This is a genomic window from Thermincola sp. GK-1 (assembly GCF_059412445.1).
Genome location: NZ_JBSQAT010000023.1, coordinates 16,053 through 31,918, shown reverse-complemented (window position 1 = coordinate 31,918; position 15,866 = coordinate 16,053). Strand labels below are relative to the sequence as shown.

Genomic DNA, 15,866 nt, shown 5'->3' with positions numbered 1-15,866 from the left:
TGCTTAAACACACAAACACGGAAAGGAGGATAACTTACAAAATTTTTTTCGTGTCTTGACAAAGGGGAGCATTATATAGAACAAAAGTAAGTAACTTTCTCTTCCGAGCCATAAAAAACAACCTCCTTTTAAAAACTAAAGCTGAATTTTTCCACATTCTTGTTCATAAGCATCAAACCCAAGACCAATTCCTATGTTACACAAATGTTTTTTAACCATATCGGGTGTATAAGAATGGTTTTGCTCCAATAGCAAAGCGGTCGCTCCTGCTACCATAGAAGTTGCCATAGATGTCCCTGACATGGTAACATAGTAATCAGTAATAGTGGTTTGCGCAGGTTTACCTTGGGTAGTTGCTTGAGAGGCTTTCCCTGGTTTACCTCCCGAACCACTATTTTTCTTGGGCAAATACGACGTGTCTGAAGCTAGAGACGTTATATTTACCCCCGGTGCCACCAAATCAGGTTTGCTTAAACCGTCAATGGTCGGCCCCCTGCTTGAAAATCCGGCAATAACATCATCCGCTGTGTCAACTGTTTCCCTATCATCTACAGCACCCACTGTGATTATATGCGGGTTGATGCCGGGAGTGTTTATTGTCCCTGCCGCCGGTCCGTTATTTCCTGCGGCTGCCACTACCACCAGTCCCGCGTCCCAGGCCGCGCCCGCCGCTTGGCTCAGGGGATCGGTAGCATAAGATTGCGTTGCCGGAGCGCCGAACGATAGGTTCAATACTCTGATATTATAAGCAGTCTTGTTTTGCACAACCCACTGTATTCCGGCGATTACGTCACTTGAACGGCCGCCGCCGGTATTGTCCAGAACCTTGACCCCCACCAGGTTGGCTTCGGGGGCTACTCCTTTGTATTGGCCGTTGGACATTTTCCCGTTGCCCGCAAAAATTCCCGCCACATGTGTGCCGTGACCGTAGTCATCGTAAGGTGATGTTTTTTTGTTAACGAAATCCTTAAAACCAATGATACGGTTGATTGGCTCGGTTAGATCGGGATGCGGGTAAATTCCAGTATCGATAACAGCTACAGTAATACCTTCCTTTGCCTGTATACCCCGCAGCCCAGGCGGCCGGAGCGTTAATTGCAGATACCGCAGTCTTTCTTAAATTAAGCCTCATTTTCTGGCCACCAAAACGGAGGATTTTTCATTTTCATAAAAGCCATATCCTCAAACAACGCCGCCTGAAGTGGTGGAAAAGATTTTGGCTTTAAGCATGGTTTATCTTCAGGCGGTTGTTGACACCTTTGGCAGTTATGCATTCGGCTTTCTGCATACCGGAAAACTACCTGAGTGTGCTGTGGCAGTTTTGCATAACGATGTAATTCCTTTCTACCGGGAACGTGGTCTCTCCATATCTGCAATTATTACCGACAATGGGCGGGAGTACAACGGAACAGAGACTCATCCCTACGAACTGTATCTGGCTTTAAATGACATAGAACACCGCCGAGCTAAAGTGCGCCGGCCCCTGACAAACGGATTCGTGGAGAGATTCAACAGGACGGTATTGGATGAGTTTTTCCGCAAAGCATTCCGTGAAAAATTCTTTGATAACATCGACGCACTTCAGGCTGATCTGGATAACTGGCTGCATCATTACAATACCAAAAGGCCCCACAGAGGTTACCGGAATATGGGCAAACGCCCCATAGAAACCATAACCGTATATCTGGAAAAAATGGAATCAAAGTCAGCTTAGAGTGTAAGGTTAGAAGCCTAGTTGTACACTTCAAGGCATTCTGGACATCTTCGGCGCTCTTGAGGTTATTCTCCTTAATGAACTCCCGAATCAGATTCTTGTCATACTTTCTCTCTTTCTTCATAATGCAATCCATCCTTTCCTTTTCATTTTATCAGGAATTATATTGGGAAAGGATAAAAGCACAATTCATTTTATACACTCGCAGACTTCTTAAACCAACTGTTGTATAACTACTGTTTGTGTTTCTTGCCCAAAAACGAATAAACTTTCTACGGTTGTAGAATAACTGGTAATTTTACTATTGGCCTCCTTCAAGTATAATAAAATTACCTGCGTCTTTTTGTCCTATATTAAAAATCATTCAATGGTTGGATTCATTTTTAACCATACCATTTTGAAGATTACCTCATAAAACAGAATAGCAAAAATTGCATAAAAAATAATGGCTGCTGTTAAACACAAATAACAAAAGTTTTTAGCCCCATAAAATTGAGCCACTTGCAGAAAAGAAGCAAAACTTGCACATAATGTGGCTAAGATAAATGCAATATATTTCAAAATACTTATATTAGAATAAACATACCCGAGAACTGCCAATGTAAGAGAGGCACCAACCCCTACTAAAGCCACAGTTACACTATTTATTGGAAGAAAAGGCACATGAGTACATGATGGACAACCTTTTAAGGAATATTTAACCCATGCCGTATAACTTAATAGAACAGTATTCACAATGGATAGAATGGTTATTTTGTTTATTCTATTTCCATCTAAATTCATCCTCTCTTTTTATAAGTTGTAGATGTATTCTTAAAATCTTATTCCTTTTTCTTACAACGCGGAACGATAATTTGGGGGGCACCTAGCCATTCGCCTAAAGTCTTCCATATACCAACATACTTTTTTGGCTTTCTCTCTTTTATTTTTTTAATCCTTCTATGTTTGCTTCTTTAATACTATTTAGTTTATTTCTTTTTTTTACAAAAACTATTATTAATAATATTAGTATTATTGCGTTTAATAGATAAAAAATAATTCTTTCTTGTACATGAACATTTAGAGATGCTTTAAAAAAAAGAACTGTAGACATCAGAAAGTCAACCACTGAAATTATTGTTAGCCATTTTAAGATCGATATTCGATGAGCATAATAGATGCTCCAACGTATAATTATTACTACTCCTAAAATAATAGAAGACATTCCTATGAATAAATACGGCAATTCCAACGAATGTTTATTTATCGCCGCCAACCCTAGACCTAGTCCACCAGATATTAAGCCTGCATCTACCGAATCCAATATTTTTGCATATGGTGCATCTTTATTATTCACTCATGGTCAACTCCCCTTTAATAAGGTAATATTGGCTTACATGCCAACCAAGCAGAAGATGGCCAGCCCTCTCAAATTTTCAAGAACACCAGGCTAGGCCTAACTGTCGTTCTGTTTCCGAGGCTTTTCGTCTGGTGGTGCTCCCATTATGTAGCCAGGTAATCAAGCAACGGCAACGGCTAAAGGAATTTTACCTCCAGCCGCGTCCGTCATTGGCTTTTTAAGCCTTTTCGTCCCTTAAGTACAGAGTCCGTTAGACCAGAAGTAATTGCACATCGCGTCACATGTAACGTATACCGGGGGAGCTTCGACAAAAATCAGACATCCCGTGCCGCATGCCAATATTCCGCCAAATGAACAAACCCATGAGTACCAATTAATTAACGCGGTAACTGATCCAGGGTCATTTTTTTTCATAAACTCGTCTAAACTCTGTTTAAAATTTTCATTAAACTTATTGATTTCTTTGAAAGAAACACTTTTTATTGCACCATTATTTAAAAAATCCTTAACACTTACGCTATCTCCACCATCATATTTAACGGTTTTTAGCATTAAAACTTCATCAGTATTACCGTTAATGGCTGCATATAAAATTGTATTATTCATTGGTTCTTTAAAAGCTCCGGATACGTAAACATAATTATAGGGTTTTACTTTTGTAACTTTATACACCGAAAGCTCTTCACTTAAATTGCTTAGTCATTGAGACTGAAATAAGCCCAGATATCTTTGCGCTTCATCTCCTGCCACTAACTCAGTACTAAGTCCCATTTTTTTAGCATACTCAACAGCTTTCGAATTTATGTCATTTTTGCATGAAGGACAGCCCTGAGAGAATTTTTCTGCAGAAAGGAAGACACTTTTAGAAAATAAATTGGACGCAGCAGCAGCAAAGCCTACTGTCCCTGGTGCTGCTAGAAAAACAACACTCAGTATAACCGCAATAACCCGTTTCCAAGAATTATCAAACATCTTAATCATTCTAAATCCCCCTTAAGTTTATTTTTCCTTTGATTTGGTATTAATGTGAGGATCGCCAATGTAAGCTGATTAATTGGTAAACCGATGACAGCAATATTACAGGCTTACATGTTGAATATTGCTTGAGTCCGACAAAATAAACTGAAAAAACAACGGTTGAGGCTTATTGCAACAGCCAAGAGTTTTACCAACGATTCAAGTTCTTAATTCCACACAAGTCAATAAGTTTAAATGGTTTTCATTTCCCCCGCCCCCTGCTCATTCGGCGTAAATCCCAAGTTTACAGCAGCATACATCATCTGCCTTTTCACCTCATCCGGTGTCCAATTTGGGTTCTGCTGCAGAAGCAGAGCGGCGGTTCCTGCCACCATCGGGGTTGCCATAGATGTCCCCGACATGGTAACATAATAATTGGAGATAGTGGTTTGCGCAGGTTTACCTTGGGTAGTTGCTTCTGACGTTCTCCCTGGTTTGCCTCCCGGACCACTATTCTTTTTGGGTAAATACGACGTATCTGCTGCCAGTGACGTTATATTTACCCCCGGTGCCACCAAATCAGGTTTTGTTAAACCGTCAATGGTTGGTCCCCGGCTTGAAAACCCGGCAATAACATCATCCAAAGTCTCAACTGTCTCTCTGTCATCCACAGCTCCTACCGTAATGATATGCGGGTTGATGCCGGGAGTGTTTATTGTCCCTGCCGACGGACCGTTATTTCCTGCTGCTGCCACTACCACCAGCCCTGCATTCCAGGCCGCTTCTACCGCCTGGCTCAATGGGTCAGTTGTATAAGACTCTGTGGCCGGAGCATTAATCGCTGCAGTTGCCGTATCTAAACAGGTATGAACTTCGGAGTCGTAGGAGACTCGGGTTACCTCTTCATCTTTAGCAAATTCTTCTACTGCAGAAACAGGCAGTTCAGCAGCAAATCCTTTTATCAGGGGTAGGTCATGTTTTACTTTACCGCCGCATTTCCGGATAAAGTCTTTATGCCTTTCTTTCAAACCTTGCTTAGTTTGGACAATTACCGGAACTGTTGAATCGGATATGATTTTAATCTTACCTTTTAAATCAGCGCTTATCTTTTCGTGGGCAGCAAATGATGTTGTGGAGAAAGGAACCAGGGAAAAAAGAAAAACCGAGACAAGGATAAATGTTATTGCCTTTCTTAAGTTTGGCCTCATATTTCACCCCCTTTCCGTACCTCCTTGAATACCTCCTACTCCTCCATCATCTTCGGCTGGTACCAGTATAACCAGCATGCCGTATTAACTCCGGTGGCTGCTACAAACAACAGTACCGCCGAAGCAAAACGTAAAATCATCGTCTTTGGCAGCCTGAACATCTGGTCCACCTCCCAATTCACTTTTTCTTAGTTTTTTATATCAAATTTTATTGGTGTTTTCTACCAATATTACATGAACGGGTCATAATAGGCCTTGAATGGGTAATTGTTAAGAATTTTGCCTCTTTTTTAACCATAAAAAATAACCGTATTAGAAACGGCTATTTTTAATTCATCGAATTATATTTAAATTTCTCGCGTAATTCTTTTTCTTTTTCCCGGCTCAACAAAACTTTATCTCCGGTTTTTAATATATCTGCCCATAGTAGAGTACTCATCTTCTTTAGTTCATCAAAATCACCAAAAATCTTCCACCCATTAGTCTGTATAATTGTATTCATTTATAAATAAGTGAACTAGATTGTATTCATAAGCCTTGTTTAAGTTACCCATTGATTTAAAATAAAGCGCATAATAACGTACGCATAAAAATTCAAGCTATTCTATGAAAACTGAAGAAATTCGCCATTTTATATGTCTATTTTTCGGTAGAAACCATCTAATCATGTTTATTTTTTTCTATAATTTTTAATAAAGCCTCGGCATCAAGGTTGTTTGCGGTAGCACCAGCCCAGTAATATTTCTCTTTTGTCAGCCAATGTTTATAGCCTAAATAAGCATCTAAATTCTTTTCATATATCTCCACCATGAACCCGTCTGTCTCAATCACAAAATTACCTTCCTGATCTCTGGGGCTACCTTCCCACCCCTGTTCTCCCAGGGTCATCTCTTTCTGTTTTAAGCTGACTTTATGCTTTTTTTCCCATTGCGCAAGTATTATTACAGTATCTTTCAACGCTATTGAATCCATTTGATTCTCAAAACCAGCGGGACGCCATGTTCGGTTTCCGCCGACTCCATCGGTTATGTTTCTTGTTAAGCGGGTAATTTCTTCTGATAGGTTTTTAAACCTTGGGTCATTTTTTTAAGATCAATTCTTTTCCCAACGACATAAAGAGTTATGTGGTCAGGCGGGGGTGGAATAAATTTATTCTTTGATGCTGAATCTTTACTGGAAGATGTCACAGAACAACCCAGAAAGCTCATCAGTGCAGCCGATAATATAATTACAAACAAAACTTTAACTTCAAATTTTCTCAAAAGAATCCCTCCATAGGAAATCGACCCCAATAATAAATAGTCAGTGAGTAATACCGTCTATGATTTACTCAACGCTGCGGCTTCTAGCTCTTGTATGTAACCCTATTTTATGATATTATTTCTTTTTTCCCTCATTAGAAGGAGACTCGCTTAACCATTCGCCAATAGTTTTCCAGAAGCCTTTATATTTTTCCGGCTTTTTATGTTTCAGGTAATAAGGGTACCGAAAAACACCACCGACAAACGATATCCAGATAAGTACTGTAATTACACCGAACGGAATATTTTGAGTACCCATTATGATTGCTTCAAAAATTCCGATCGCTGAAAACATAATTATTCCCGAAACAGCTCCAGACTTATTTTTAAAAAAGGCTCTTATCCACAACCATAATTCCAAATGACGTTTAGGATCATAATCACGAATATGAAAAGGATACAGAAGAAGAAATGCTACTAAGAATGTTAAACAAAAGTTAACAAGCAAATGAGACAGTAATATACTCATCAAAGCATTACCACCTACTTAATCTATAAATTATTACAATGCCTGCCTGGCTGTTTACAATTTGCAATTTCGTTTAAGCCTTTGTTGTCAGCGTTTACCCACGATGTACATTTAAAGTTATTGCATTATATGTGTGAAGTCAGATTGAATATGTCAATCCGTGAGCATCCGAGTTAATCTCTAATCGAGTAGAAGGGGGTGATTAACCCCCGCCTGGTACTTTCTCCCCAAGCCCTTCAGACTCTACTTCGCAGTGGACGCCCTAGCCTCTGATGCTACTGCATCAGCCCTGAGGCATTACCTCCAGGTTCGGATATGAGCCCTCCAGTCAGGGACTCAGTGGGACTTTAACCCACCTGATGAGCGTGCTGCCACGTACGCACTAAGTCCTCTGCTGACTCTTGCCGGTTCAGCCGTGAATCTCTGCACAAGTTACCAATGAAATTGGCGTTTTCGGCAGGTCTCCCCGGGTAAGAACGCTGTCTTTTCCTCTATCTACCCGCCACATTTACTCTCGGCAGCCTTCGGTAGCAAGGACTTTGCTTTGAATGGCAAGCTCATCCAACTGCCGCTAGCCTTTTATGTGGCTTTTGTTTATCGGGCCGGAGGTTTGCCGCTGACTTCCTTCAGATTCCGTCTCGCAACGGACACCCTTGTCTTAAGCTACGGCTACTGCTACCTTCACCGGTCGGGACTTCCACCCTAGAGACAACGCCCATGCTGGGCGCACCATGAGGATAGGAGACTGGAGCATGTTGTCTCGCTCCAGCCTCCTATCCACAGGGTATAAGTAATTATTTTGCACTCGAACTAACTTTTGTATCTCTTTTCGCGTCAGTCATTCCTATCAGAGAGAGCATATTAAGGACAATAGCCTTCGTAAGTGCAGAATGAGTTGCAGTCAACATTAGTGCCATATGTACAGACTAACCCCCATAGAATGGCACAGATATAACCGCGCATATTCCAATTGCAGGACCACATGCTGCTGCACAGAAAAACAACCCACCAATACTACAATTCAGGGTTCCAAGTATATAGTTACACCAAGTTTTACATTCAGAACAACTAGACGAGCTAGATGCGGTCACTTCCCCTTGCACTTCCGTTGCATTAGATGGCACGAAAGGACCTTCCCGCCAGGTGATTTTCGGTGTTTTGTTGACTACGTCTATCGTTGCTGCATGGTAAACTTTGCCCTTGTCTACGTCATATGCTTCAATTTTCTGTTTTCCGTTAATGCTTTGAATGATGCCAGCGCCCGTTTTTATTTTTCCTTGGCTTTCAAAGTAATAAAGTTGAACTTCTTTATCTGGTTCTTTATCTGCCTTGAAAGTGAGAATCAAAACCCTTCCTTGTTTACCATCGTACTCCCAATTTGCAGCAACTGAGTTAGAAACGTTCTGCTTATTTACCGAGAGTTCGCTTAAAAGAACTTTCACATTTTCATCGTTAAGTGCTTGTTGGATTAATTGATTGTTTTCTGACTTCCCCTCAAATTCAATTTTTCTTTAATCTGATAAAAAATGTTTAGGCACATTAAAACAAAGATTAAATAAAACAAGACATCTGTCATAAGACAAGGCCAGCAGATACTGTGTTTTATTTGCCTTGTCATCAAAAAAGAAGCAATGGCGGCTGAAATGCCTGAGATACCCAGACTTACATATTGAAAAAAACGAACTCTTTGAGAAATGAAAAAACTTATGGCGATAACTACAGATCCAATTAATGCAAGAATTGCTAACGCTAGCGACGTAATTGGTAAACCCAGAGTAGCAAAGTTACATGATACACAAGTCTCATTTCATTTGAGCCAAATATCGAACAAAGAAACAACAATGGTAACGGCGAGACTGTAAAATATTTTGTGTAAACCCCCTGAACATAATATAATTTTTTCAAGGGGGAGTTAGTAAATGGATTTTTTTATAGATGACCAAATCAGGCAGTTGATTAAGGCACGTAATCTTAAAACCGCTGCAGATGTTCAGAACATGCTTAAAGAGATGTTTGGTAAAACCCTGTAGCAAATGCTTGAAGCCGAACTTGAAAATGAACTGGGCTATTCAAAATATAACACCAAAGATAAAAAGACTTCAAATTCCAGAAACGGCTACAGTACCAAGAAAATCAGGTCTGATTTGGGCGAAATTGAGCTGAATATTCCCAGGGACCGTAACGGTGAATTTGAACCCGTAGTGGTTAAAAAACACCAAAGAGACGTTTCGGGGATTGAAGAACAAATCATCTCTATGTATGCCAAAGGGATGACCGTAAGAGATATCCAGGATCATTTGCATAATATTTATGGCATTGAGGCGTCTCCAACCTTAATTTCCAATATTACTGATAAACTTTTACCGGTCATTCGCGAATGGCAGAACCGCCCTCTACAGGAAATTTATACAGTAGTTTTCCTTGATGCAATTCATTACAAGGTCCGGTTAGAAGGCCAGGTCGTTAACAAAGCGGCTTACATGGTCATTGGCATAGACATTGAAGGCAAAAAAGACGTTCTTGGCATATGGATCGGCGAAAACGAGAGCGCAAAATTTTGGCTTAATGTACTTAATGAACTCAGAAACCGCGGGGTTCAGGATATACTTATCATGAGCGTGGACAATCTTACCGGTATTTCCGATGCTATTGCCGCGTGTTTCCCTGAAACCGAAATTCAGAAATGCATAGTCCACCAAATCAGGAACTCAACAAGATACGTCTCATACAAAGATCTCAAACAGTTTACTGCTGATTTGAAGCCGGTTTATAAGGCCGCTACTGAAGAAGAAGGTTTAATGATGCTGGATGAGTTCGAAAATAAATGGGGCTCTAAGTACCCGTTGGCAATAAAATCATGGCGCAAGAACTGGCACGAGATAGCCACTTTCTTCAAGTACCCGCCGGAAATACGAAAAATAATATATACAACTAACATAATCGAAGGTTACCACCGGCAGTTGCGCAAAGTAACTAAATCAAAAAGCATTTTCCCCAACGATGAGGCACTGCTAAAAATGCTTTACCTGGCAACGAAGGATGTCATCCGGAAGTGGACAACCCGAATCCAGAACTGGGGTACAATTTTGGCCCAATTTTCCATATATTTTGAAGAACGATTAGCTGGTTATCTTAAATAGGGGTTATACGGGTTTACACAAAATTCTTGACAGGCCCAAACTGCTTGGGTCTTTTCAGAAACATTATACTTTTACTCAGTCTGTTTTTTAAAAGAAGCTTCAATTAATTTCTCAACTGCAGGATTAACACCACGCGTTTTATAAACTGTAATCAATTTTGTATTATTGTAAAAAACTATTGAGGTCTCTTTACCCTTAGGAATTAACACAAAAACATTTGCTTTTATATTATCGTTACCGATTCTTTTATTTTGATAATTTAGGAAGTGAAATTGGATTCCTTTTATATTGGCACCAGACACTACAGTTTGAAAATCAAACCCTGATACATCTTTGATTGAACCATCAATGTTGGTTATTGCTTGATTAAGTATAGCGAAAGCCTCTTTTTCTAATTCAAAAGGCATTCTAGTTATAGTTCCTGTTCCGTCTGTTACTACTATTTTGTCTTTTGATTCCGATGTGTCGCTAGTGAAACAACCAGCTAATAAAACTAATGATATTAATAAAATAAAGATAAAACCAAATTGAGTCAATCTTAATCGGATATTGTCCATAACCAATTCATCCTCTCAAGTTTTATAAGGGGCACTGACTATAGTGCCCCTGTCCAAACTGTTTAGTTTATTACCCAGGAAACGTAATTTTCTAAAGGCTTAGGGTAGCCCGCCGGTATGTAGGGATATTAAAGCAGCAAAAAACAGAAGAATTTATACCCTTATCAGCTGACTTGGGTGAACAAACCCAGGTTGACTGGGATTAGAGCAAAAGTGTACTTAGATGGCAAATTTACAGGATTAAGGCCAGCACCTTTCGTTATTGGGTTAAGAAACTGGATACAGATTTAAATCAAAGGATTATTTTTTTTTGGAATTTAATTTAAATAGAATAATTGTCAGAGTAACAAATAAGAATAAAAAAACTATCTTCTGAGGGGATAAAATAAAGCTCATTAAGAACAACACTCCATTCTATATAAGGTATGGCTCGTAGCCGATTTGCCTGACACATGGGTTTATCAGCACTAAAATAACCAGCGTCTGCAGTAAACTTTTTCTGGTACCCGATATCCATAATCCGACTCCGAGTCGTTAAAATTAATTTATCTTTTTCCGGTGTAGCCTCTTGGAATCTCACTATAGCTGTGAGATGTAAAGATTACATGAATTACCAAAGTTTAACCAAGCATTTTCCCACTCTCTAAGTCTTTTAGTATTTTTGTTGATAATAAAAGTGAAACTATAAATAGAATTAAAACTAAAGTTATGCTTATCGTCCAGAATAAAGTAGTATTTGTAATTACTTTTTTAATACTAATATGTAAGCCAAAAATTTTTAATAAATAAGGAATCGATATAGGGATCGCCATAAATGCCATGATGAAGTATCTACTCCTGGCAGTTCCATATTTATATGAAACCGGTATAACTACTGCATTATACAATAGTACGATAGTGAAACATAAAAAGGTATATATAATGATCGTATTAATATTTATTGCAAAAAGATTTCTCCCAATTGTATTCCCTAATACTAATACAATTAGGGATGATAAAATTGCCAGTAACAATGTTACTATATATTTACTTGCAGCCTCATGAAAAGCGGGAATTGGCATTGCCGTTACATTTTTCCTCCATTTAACGTTTTCATCTAATGACATAGTAGTTGTAACCTGTAGGGCAAAGGTTAACGCGATTACAAGAGTTAATATTGGTGCAAAGAACTGCGGATTTTGTGCAACAACAAAAGATGGGGCTATTATTCCAAAAACATACGCGGGACTGACGCTTTTAAGAATAAGCAGTAAATCTTTTTTAACTAACCCTATCATGGACTAACTCTCCTTTTATATATAACAACATAATGTCGTCAATTGTGGGAATGCTACACCTGTTCTTAAAATGATCTGAATCATTCTTTATTAATAACAAATATTCATCTTCTCGGCAGTAGGTAATAAAAATATCTTTTTTGTTTACAGTTTGGTATTCATCCTTTGAACACTTTAATAATAGGTAGTCTTTTTTGAGTTTTTGGAGAGGTTCATAAAAAATAAGTTTACCATTATGAATAAAAGCAATATCATCTGCAATCTTATCTAAATCACTGGTAATATGTGTTGAAAAGAATACTGTTGTTTGTCTTTGACGTGCATAATCCTTTAGTAACAATAAAATGTCATCACGAACAATAGGGTCAAGTCCCGATGTCACTTCATCCAAAATCAAAAGTGAAGGTCTGTGAGACATTGCCACTGCCAACATTAATTTGTTTTTCATGCCTTTTGACATTTCTGAAATTTTTTTCAGAGGATTTACCCCGAGATTTGTGAGTAATGAATCGAATTCTGCATCATCCCATTTTGTATATATACAACGCATGATACTTTTAATATTTTTTGCATTTAGACAATAGTGAAAACAACATTCATCTACAAAAAAACCAATATCTTGTTTAATCCTATATTCCTTTTCAACGTTGTCCTCTCCAAAAATTTTGATATTACCGGTATCTTTTTTTAATTGATTTAATATTAGACTTATAAGTGTTGTTTTTCCCGCGCCATTTTCTCCTACAAGCCCAACTATGCGGCCCTTCGGAATTTGCATATTTATATTGTCTAAGGTGAAACCTGGGTATCTTTTAGTTAAATTATAAATCTCAAGAGAATAGTTCATAATTAATTCTCCTAACCTCTCTGACTTTATTGAAATTTTCTTCATACATTAGGCAGGCTTGAATATGAAAAACCTCACATTTTCACTTTTTCAATTTGATTGTTTGGATAATACAGTGGGAATCTTTCTTGAACAATGGGATGAATCTTTTGATACCATTTACACCGTCTACCCGTCTCAATCAATTTTCTTGCCCCCAAGATACCTCTTAATAAACAATTTGAACAAAAAGCCTTTTGTTCACAGTCTTTACAATCGTCATTTTCTATCATAGGAAGTTCAATTTCTCTAAACTTTTCTAAAAATTCTTTATTATTATCAAATAATTCTTTTATTGGATGAGTGATCACATTGCCCATTTTTAAATCAAAATATTCCCCACTATCCATATTACATAATTTAATATCACCGTTTACCTTAATACTAACTTGAGAGCAAATAGCTCCGCAGTTTTTTCTTGTAGCATCGTACATATCTGTTATATCCTGAATAAATTTAGGATGCCTTTCAATGACCAACTCTTGTTGTTTTTTAAACTCCATTAAAGTCTCTTCATTTTGAAAAAATAAATCAGCATCATCTGCTTTTGCACGTCCTAATGCAACAACAACGGAAGGTGCATATTTAATAGCGCCATGGTTATATGCCCATTCACCTATTTCTGCAAGTTCATGAACATTTCCGGGCGTAAATATAGCGCAAACACGAACACGTACTCCATTACTTATTAATAAATCTATATTATTTTTCACCTTTTGTAAATTATTTTTAGACCCCGTAAACCAATCGTAATATTTTGCATTTAAACTATGCAAATCAATTTGAACATATATTCTATGCTTATTATTTATAATTGTATCTAAGAGTTTTTGACTAAAATATATCCCATTTGTTAAGATCATAACAGTAGATATCCCGACTTCGAAAGCTTTTTCTATAGCCTCAGAGGTATATGGATACATTGTGGGTTCGCCACCAGTTAATTCTAATATCGATATTCCTATTTCACCCAACGATTCGATAATACTATAAAGATCTTTTAGAGGTATCATCTTTTTATTCTTCGCACTATACCCACCATAACAGTGTTTACAGCGCACATTACACTTGTTCGTCAATTCAATGTTAGCTACTGATGGGTAATAATTTTCATAACTAGATATAATAACATCTTGGATAATAGGTTCTGATTGCTCCTTTATTGAATAACCATATTGTTTTGTCATTTGATTCATAAACGGTTTAACTTTTCTTTCGATTGATGAAAATGATTCCGAATATTTATCAGCGAGACTTTGTATAATCTCATCATATGTTTTTAATCCATTAAATAGAGATATTATTTCAACTGCAGTTTCATTTAATTTAAATTGTTTATGATCCAACACAGGTGAATTTAAGAAATACATTTTTGTGGTTTTTGTTTTAATTTCTTTGATTCTTAATTCTGGATATATATATAAATAATTTTTCATACTTTTTCCCTCCTATATATTAGAATCTCCCCACCGCTTACGGTAAGGGAGATTCATTTCATTTTTTGAAAGGTTACCATTAATTATTAACGTAAATGTCATTATACGGATACGCCAGCAACTACACCTATTACGCCGATTGCAGCAGGTGAAAGTCCACATGTACCACAGGAAACGCAGGATAAACAAGCCCAACATCCAATGTCAGCTGGAGCCACTGTCGGATTGTTCATTATTTTCACCTCCTTTCTAAATAAGTTCGTTCTTGGAAACTCTCAAACCAGTAGTTTCAACCGGTTTCAAACTGGGCATTTATGGTTCACCCCTAAACACCCCCACAACTTCACATTGCGAAAATAAGCGATATAAAGAGAAAGAGTTCTTTTTTTAGCCATTTTTACAGATAATCAGTCTAATCGTTACTTGACAAACCTGCGTTCCGCCACAAAATCGAATTGGAAATAATTTTATCCTCTGGTTTAATTATGAGCTTCTAGTCAACATTAATAAGCGTAACGAGGGTAACCGAATCTGCCCGTTCCTCTGTCGGTTAACGAAAATGGCGCCTATTTACCCCTGGGGCTTACCTATGCTGAATTGGGGTTTTAACCCGGAACGGTACCGGATTATGTGGCTTGTCCTCATTACAAAGACCGCAGCAAGTATTCCAAAACTGGTAAATTGCTCGCCAGGCAAATATGGCTGCGTTTTTAAGACTAAATCAGATTGGGACCCACACTTTTTACTGTTACACCCCGTGGTTCCCGTGCATGGAAAAAAGCTTATGCCTGAAAAAAATTCAGTGGAACTTTCTCTGAAAAGAATTCTGGTCGATTACAAAATAGAGAACGCCAGTACCCGGAGTTAAAAACACTGTTTCGGCGTGCAACCCTAGCCCCAATAAACCAACATCTAGACGCTCAAGTCGTTGTTGTCAAACCAAGTATTCTTTATGAAATTGGCTTAAAGTCGAATAATAACACCGCATAATCGCAAAGTCTACTACATACCGCATAACCGACACGGTTCTTAAAAAACAATTGAGAAATGCGGATTCTTCCCCATTGCCTTTTTTAGCCCGTTAACCGTTTCTATGCTTATCTGCGCTATGTGAAGTTATCAAAGAGCAATGATTAGGAGAAAACTACCAAAACGATCCCAGTTAGTCAGAGACTTTTCCCAGATTCTAGTTTTAAGAGTCGCCTGCGCTTGGAGGTACTCTTTTTTCACTCTTCAATTTTGTTTATTACAGGAATGCTCCTTAAATTATGAAGTATAATTTTTTAGGCTTGATATAAATTTCTACTCCTCCATCATCTTCGGCTGGTACCAATACAACCAGCATGTCGTATTTAACCCGGTTGCCGCAACAAACATCAATATCGTTGAAGCGAATCGTAAAATCATTGTCTTGGGCAGCCTGAACATCTAGCGCACCTCCCCAAAAAGCTTTTCCTAGCTCTTTTATATCAAATTCCACTGGACTTTTCTACCAATGTTACATGAACGGGTCATAATAGGCCTTGAATGGGTAATTGTTAAGAATTTTGCCTCTTTTTTAACCACAAAAAATAACCGTATT

General features: G+C 38.1%; 16 protein-coding genes and 2 pseudogenes. 2 read left to right on the top strand and 16 right to left on the bottom strand.

Features of this window, described 5'->3' with window-relative positions; all coding sequences use genetic code 11:
* Positions 1–135: 135 nt before the first annotated feature.
* Complete coding sequence (locus ACSNJE_RS14755; protein ID WP_495252973.1) at positions 136–1,020, bottom strand: S8 family peptidase; 885 nt, start codon at positions 1,018–1,020, stop codon at positions 136–138.
* Positions 1,021–1,228: 208 nt separating this feature from the next.
* Between ACSNJE_RS14755 and ACSNJE_RS14750 the strand changes: the two are divergent.
* Positions 1,229–1,714, top strand: a pseudogene (locus tag ACSNJE_RS14750) (integrase core domain-containing protein); the annotation flags it as partial.
* A gap of 360 nt (positions 1,715–2,074) precedes the next feature.
* Here ACSNJE_RS14750 and ACSNJE_RS14745 read toward each other — a convergent pair.
* The 10 genes from ACSNJE_RS14745 to ACSNJE_RS14700 form a co-directional block, all read right to left on the bottom strand.
* Complete coding sequence (locus tag ACSNJE_RS14745) at positions 2,075–2,497, bottom strand: hypothetical protein (protein ID WP_495252972.1); 423 nt, start codon at positions 2,495–2,497, stop codon at positions 2,075–2,077.
* A 139-nt stretch (positions 2,498–2,636) separates the two neighbouring features.
* A complete protein-coding gene (locus ACSNJE_RS14740) occupies positions 2,637–3,050 on the bottom strand; it encodes a hypothetical protein (protein WP_474774732.1) in 414 nt (137 codons plus the stop codon).
* A gap of 237 nt (positions 3,051–3,287) precedes the next feature.
* Entirely contained in the window at positions 3,288–3,725 is a 438-nt protein-coding gene (locus tag ACSNJE_RS14735) for a putative immunity/bacteriocin fusion bifunctional protein (protein ID WP_495252971.1), read from the bottom strand.
* A 27-nt stretch (positions 3,726–3,752) separates the two neighbouring features.
* On the bottom strand, positions 3,753–4,034 hold the full coding sequence (locus tag ACSNJE_RS14730) for a hypothetical protein (RefSeq protein WP_495252970.1): 282 nt from the start codon (positions 4,032–4,034) through the stop codon (positions 3,753–3,755).
* Between the two features lie 227 nt (positions 4,035–4,261).
* Positions 4,262–5,218 (bottom strand): S8 family serine peptidase, encoded by a 957-nt coding sequence (locus tag ACSNJE_RS14725; protein ID WP_495252969.1) that lies wholly within the window; start codon positions 5,216–5,218, stop codon positions 4,262–4,264.
* A gap of 35 nt (positions 5,219–5,253) precedes the next feature.
* A complete protein-coding gene (locus tag ACSNJE_RS14720) occupies positions 5,254–5,379 on the bottom strand; it encodes a cyclic lactone autoinducer peptide (RefSeq protein ID WP_013121581.1) in 126 nt (41 codons plus the stop codon).
* A gap of 499 nt (positions 5,380–5,878) precedes the next feature.
* Entirely contained in the window at positions 5,879–6,175 is a 297-nt protein-coding gene (locus ACSNJE_RS14715) for a hypothetical protein (RefSeq protein WP_495252968.1), read from the bottom strand.
* Between the two features lie 80 nt (positions 6,176–6,255).
* Positions 6,256–6,480 (bottom strand): hypothetical protein, encoded by a 225-nt coding sequence (locus ACSNJE_RS14710; RefSeq protein WP_495252967.1) that lies wholly within the window; start codon positions 6,478–6,480, stop codon positions 6,256–6,258.
* A 115-nt stretch (positions 6,481–6,595) separates the two neighbouring features.
* The gene (locus ACSNJE_RS14705) at positions 6,596–6,988 is read right to left on the bottom strand and encodes a hypothetical protein (protein ID WP_495252966.1); all 393 of its coding nucleotides are present in this window, start codon (positions 6,986–6,988) and stop codon (positions 6,596–6,598) included.
* A gap of 926 nt (positions 6,989–7,914) precedes the next feature.
* Positions 7,915–8,430, bottom strand: coding sequence for a hypothetical protein (locus tag ACSNJE_RS14700; protein ID WP_495252965.1), 516 nt, complete (start codon positions 8,428–8,430; stop codon positions 7,915–7,917).
* Positions 8,431–8,907: 477 nt separating this feature from the next.
* Between ACSNJE_RS14700 and ACSNJE_RS14695 the strand changes: the two are divergent.
* Positions 8,908–10,128, top strand: a pseudogene (locus tag ACSNJE_RS14695) (IS256 family transposase).
* 71 nt (positions 10,129–10,199) lie between these two features.
* Here the strand turns inward: ACSNJE_RS14695 and ACSNJE_RS14690 are convergent.
* The 5 genes from ACSNJE_RS14690 to ACSNJE_RS14670 all read right to left on the bottom strand — a co-directional run bounded on the left by ACSNJE_RS14690 (position 10,200) and on the right by ACSNJE_RS14670 (position 15,764).
* A complete protein-coding gene (locus ACSNJE_RS14690) occupies positions 10,200–10,685 on the bottom strand; it encodes a hypothetical protein (protein WP_495252964.1) in 486 nt (161 codons plus the stop codon).
* Between the two features lie 620 nt (positions 10,686–11,305).
* Positions 11,306–11,962: an ABC-2 transporter permease gene (locus ACSNJE_RS14685; RefSeq protein WP_495252963.1), complete on the bottom strand. Its 657-nt coding sequence runs from the start codon at positions 11,960–11,962 to the stop codon at positions 11,306–11,308.
* Positions 11,946–12,809, bottom strand: a complete 864-nt coding sequence (locus ACSNJE_RS14680; protein WP_495252962.1) for an ABC transporter ATP-binding protein — start codon at positions 12,807–12,809, stop codon at positions 11,946–11,948. The genes ACSNJE_RS14685 and ACSNJE_RS14680 overlap by 17 nt, the downstream gene beginning before the upstream one ends.
* Positions 12,810–12,883: 74 nt before the next feature.
* The gene (locus ACSNJE_RS14675) at positions 12,884–14,284 is read right to left on the bottom strand and encodes a radical SAM protein (RefSeq protein ID WP_495252961.1); all 1,401 of its coding nucleotides are present in this window, start codon (positions 14,282–14,284) and stop codon (positions 12,884–12,886) included.
* A gap of 1,261 nt (positions 14,285–15,545) precedes the next feature.
* A complete protein-coding gene (locus tag ACSNJE_RS14670; RefSeq protein WP_495252960.1) occupies positions 15,546–15,764 on the bottom strand; it encodes a hypothetical protein in 219 nt (72 codons plus the stop codon).
* Between the last annotated feature and the right edge of the window lie 102 nt (positions 15,765–15,866).